At 51.2% G+C, this 3,438-nt stretch carries 3 protein-coding genes; all 3 read right to left on the reverse strand.

Features of this window, described 5'->3' with window-relative positions; translation table 11 throughout:
• A partial coding sequence (locus AC1WIP_RS13315) for a glycosyltransferase family 2 protein (protein WP_481142281.1) occupies positions 1–642 on the reverse strand: 642 nt, incomplete at its 3' end.
• The gene (locus AC1WIP_RS13320; protein ID WP_481142282.1) at positions 639–1,997 is read right to left on the reverse strand and encodes a glycosyltransferase; all 1,359 of its coding nucleotides are present in this window, start codon (positions 1,995–1,997) and stop codon (positions 639–641) included. The genes AC1WIP_RS13315 and AC1WIP_RS13320, both read right to left, overlap by 4 nt.
• 31 nt (positions 1,998–2,028) lie before the next feature.
• A partial coding sequence (locus AC1WIP_RS13325) for a phospho-sugar mutase (protein ID WP_481142283.1) occupies positions 2,029–3,438 on the reverse strand: 1,410 nt, incomplete at its 5' end.

Here is a 3,438-nt window from a genome sequence, read left to right on the forward strand (position 1 = left end):
ATGAAGCACCTTTGCCTTTGGCTCATAATAGCTTCTGTAGCCAAAACTCCGGGCCCGGTATCCAATGTCAATATCCTCCAGATAAGCAAAATGATTTTCATCAAACAGGCCAATTTTTTCAAGCACCGGACGGCTGTAGATAGCGGCTCCCCCGCAGGCCGCAAAAATTTCCACCGGCTTTGAGAATTTCTCCGCAGGCTTTCCCTTTCCTCTGCTGAAAGCCCATCCCAAGGCGCAGTACCTGTCTCCCGCGTCGTCCACCAGGTTCGGTTTATCCCACATAAGCATTTGGGCGCTCACAGAAAAGCAGCGTTTTCTTTTGGAAACAGCCTCATAAAGAGCCTTCACAAAATCAGGCGCAGCCTTTGTGTCATTGTTTAAAAGAATCACATAAGGGCTGCTGCAGCTTGAGATTCCCACGTTCACCGCATGGCAGAAGCCCGTGTTCTCCTTCAGACGGATGAGCTTCGTCTGAGGAAACTTCCCTTCTATCATTTCAGGACTTTCGTCCGTGGAGCCGTTATCCACCACCAGCACCTCAAAGGGAGGCGTGTCCGCATTCTGCTCATACAGAGCCTGCAGGCAGGCTTCCATATATTGAATGCCGTTGTAATTTGGAATCACAACCGTTATTTTTTTCATTCCTTACCAGCCTCTCTTATTTTTCTGCAAAAAGACGGCTGCCACAGGATGCGGAACCCCGCTTCCTTCATAGCCCTTCCAAAGGCCAGGCTGGCCCTCCGGATATCTATATCACCAGGAAGGGTGGACGCGTCAAAGGTTTCCTCTCCCGACAGAGAAACATAGGGAACCCCCACTGCCTGCTCAAACAGCGCTCTGCACTCCTTCCTCACCTGAATCAGCCGGATATCCACCCCATAGGCATCCTGCTGCAGGCAGGCCCTGTTCAGCCTTCCGCTGTACGCTGCAGGCAGCCCCTCATAAAGCAGCCGACCGTCCTCCAAAAGACGGCCCCCGGCGATTCTTCCACGGCTGATGAGCTTTCCCCCCACTGCGCCCACATCCTTTCTCACCTGAAAAATGGGAGCCTGGTATTCCAGATCATAAAAGCCCAAATGCTTTAAATGCACGGCCCGGGCCTGCCAGCCCTGACAATCCACAAAATCCTGTACCGCTCTTAAGCCCGCCTCATAAGCATACTGCTTGCTCCTGGGATTCTGCGCTGTAGAAGCCTCATGGCACCGCCAATGGTAAAGCACCTTGGGGATATGGGCGATCTGGCTCTCGTCTCCAAGCAGCCTTCCCGCCGCCCGCAGCACCAGGTCAAAGTCCTGTGCTCCATCATATTCTTTCCGGAATCCCAGCTCTTTTATCAGACTGCTTTCCATTACCAAAAAATGACAGATGTAATTATTGTTCAAAAGCAAATCCAGGTTAAAACCTTCCTTTTGGTTTGGCTCAAAATAGCGAGTCTGTTCTCCGTCGCATTTATCCTCATCGGAGTAAAGAAGCTTAATCTTTCTTCCTCTGTTTTCTTCCTCTGCAATTTTCTGCGCCATTTCAAACAAAGCGTCGGGAGACAGCACATCGTCGTGGTCTAAAAGGGCCGTATAGGGAAAACGCACCAGCCCAAGCGCCTGATTGGTGTTTTCGGAAATTCCCTGATTCTGCAAAAGACGCACATAGCGCACCCGTTCATCCCTGTAGTCCTTCACAACCCGGGCCACGCTGTCATCCTCCGTGGCGTCCGCCAAAATCAGCTCCCATTTGGGGTAACTTTGGTTTTGCACAGAATCCAGCATTGCCCTCAGGTAGGGTTCTCTGGTGCGGTAGGCGGGCACTACAATGCTGAAACGGGCGGAATATTCCTCCGCCCGTTCCCGCTGCCGCCTAAGGGTTTCGCTGTCCACAGAAGAATACACATAGTTTTCCCGCTCCTCCAAGCGCTCGCAGATTGCATAACAAGTGTTTTTTAATCCATTTCTCCTGAGATACCAGAATGCTTTTTTCAGATTGGAGCCATTTATCCTTCCCATCGATCCTCCGCGCACAACAAGCAGCCTCAAATTAAAGCAATGCCTTCAGATCCTCCGTGAGCTTTGCAACCTTTTGATCCGCATCCTCCAGGCTTGTGCCCTTTACGCCCATATAGAATTTAATCTTGGGCTCAGTGCCCGACGGGCGCGCACAGCACCATGCGTCGTCGGGGAGCTCAAAGTACAAAACATTAGACTTTGGCAGCCCTGTTGTGGTCTCTGCGCCTGTTCCCATATCCACAATGCGGTCCGTCTCATAATCCCTGAATTTTAACACCTTCAAGTCCCCAAAGGCCTTGGGCGGATTCTCACGCAGCTTATCCATGATCTGGGCAATCTGTCTGGAGCCGTCAATGCCTTTTAAGGTGATGGTGTACTGGGTCTCCTTGAAATAGCCGTACTTCTCATACAGATCCAGCATCATATCCCAAAGGGTCTTTCCCTGCTTCTTGCAGTATGCAGCCACCTCACACAGACACATTACCGCAACCACCGCATCCTTGTCCCTTGCGTGGGTGCCGGCCAGACAGCCGTAGCTTTCCTCTAAGCCAAACACATAATTGTTGCTGCCTGTCTGCTCAAAGAGCTTGATCTGTTCGCCGATATATTTAAAGCCCGTGAGCACCTCGATCAGCTTCACATGATAAGCTTCTGTAATAGGCTTTGTCATATTGGTGGTCACGATGGTGGTAACCAGGGCCGGATTTTCCGGCATAGTTTTTGTAGCGGTTTTCTCACGCAGAATATACTCTGCAATCAGCATGCCGGACATATTGCCCGTAAAGGCCACATATTCTCCGGTCTTTGTATTCTTTGCATATACGCCCAGACGGTCTGCATCCGGATCGGTAGCCAGCACAATATCCGCATCCTTTTCCTTTGCCAGACGCAGCGCATATGTAAAGGCTTTGGGGTCTTCCGGGTTCGGGTAATCCAAAGTGGTAAAGTCGGGGTCCGGCTTTTCCTGCTCAGGCACCACAAACACATGCTTGAAGCCAAGTTCGGACAAAATTCTTCTGACAGGCACATTTCCAGTTCCGCACAAAGGAGTATACACAATTCGGATGTGGTCTGCCATCTCCTGAATTACTTCGGGATGAATAATCTGCTTTTTCAGCTCCTCCATGTACTTGTCGTCGATTTCGCTGCCGATCACCTGATACAGCCCGGCCTTCAGCGCAGCTTCCTTGTCCATTGTCTTTACCGTGTGGTAATCCTTGATAGCCTGCACCTCTTCAATAATCTCCCGGTCCCTCGGAGCGGTAACCTGGGCGCCGTCCTCCCAGTATACCTTATATCCGTTATATTCGGGAGGATTATGGCTTGCGGTCACCACAATGCCCGCGGTACAGCCAAGAGTGCGCAGCGCGAAGGAAAGCTCCGGCGTAGGTCTTAAGGACTCGAAAACATAAGCCTTGATGCCGTTTGCCCCAAGACAGAG

Source organism: Acetatifactor sp. (assembly GCF_982438285.1).